Here is a 1,052-nt window from a genome sequence, read left to right as displayed (position 1 = left end):
AAAAAGGTAGAAATAGGAGCTAACCAAAATACTATCATAAATAAGGATGAGATAAAAAACATCAAGGGAAATAGAAAAGATATTTTAGAGGGATCTTGGGATATTAAAATTGATAAAGATATTAATATAAGTTCTAAATCAAATTATTCTTTAAGCACAGAAGATAATATCGATCTTTATACTGATGATTGCTTAAAATTAAGCAGTGTTAAACAAAGCACTTTAATCAATAAAAATTTACTCATTGACACAAAAGAACAAATTTTTATAAAAGCTCAGAAAAAAATACAACTATTCATAGGAAATGCTAATATACAAAGCGATGGCGAAGAAATTCTTTTAGAAGTAGGTTCAAGTAAAATCATAATCAATAATAGTGGTATCAATATCAAAGGAAAAGTTAATATAGAGGAATAGCTATGAAAAAAATAATATGTTTTTTAGTGATGATTTTTTGCACACTTAATGCAGATAATATAAAGGAGTATGATATGAAAGATGATATTTTTTATTATTTAGGTAAGAGGACTTTTGGAGTATTTGGATGTCTTGATCAGTTTAATTATCTCCCTATCAATTTTAGTCTTATACAAGATAAATATTATAGTGACAATCTCACCAAAAATCTTATCACAAATTTAAACACTCTAAAAGACAATGACTATAAAGCTTTTGGAGTAGAACTTCCTAAAAATGTTATTTTAGAAGTTTTTGAATTTGGAGAAAAACATAAGGATAAATTCTCTAATCTAGTAAAACAATATCCTTTTGTTCAACTTGTTTTTTCACAATGGCTTACTATTAAACTCTATGAAAAACAAAAAGAGCTTACAAATAATCCTAATTTAGACTATGAAGAATTTTTAAAAAATTTCACTTCTACTTTTAATCATAAAAGTTATAATCTTCTTGATGCTATTCATCAATTAAAGGTTGAAAATATCAATCACAAAGATGACGAATTTTTTAACATCATAGACACTGCAACAGCACTTGGTGTTTGGGGTCGTATTGATCATTTATATATCAACGATATCACTCTTTATGATATT

At 25.7% G+C, this 1,052-nt stretch carries 1 protein-coding gene and 1 pseudogene; both read left to right on the top strand.

What is annotated here, in order from left to right; genetic code table 11:
• Window positions 1-417 (top strand): annotated as a pseudogene (locus H2279_RS08575) (hypothetical protein); the annotation flags it as partial.
• A gap of 2 nt (window positions 418-419) precedes the next feature.
• Window positions 420-1,052 (top strand): hypothetical protein (locus tag H2279_RS08570; RefSeq protein WP_337196284.1); only part of this gene is annotated, 633 nt, incomplete at its 3' end.

This window comes from Campylobacter sp. B0100352/1, from assembly GCF_020135855.1.
Classification (GTDB): domain Bacteria; phylum Campylobacterota; class Campylobacteria; order Campylobacterales; family Campylobacteraceae; genus Campylobacter_D; species Campylobacter_D taeniopygiae.
The sequence above is the reverse complement of the archived record's forward strand: the minus strand, read 5'-3'. Positions and strand labels throughout refer to the sequence as shown.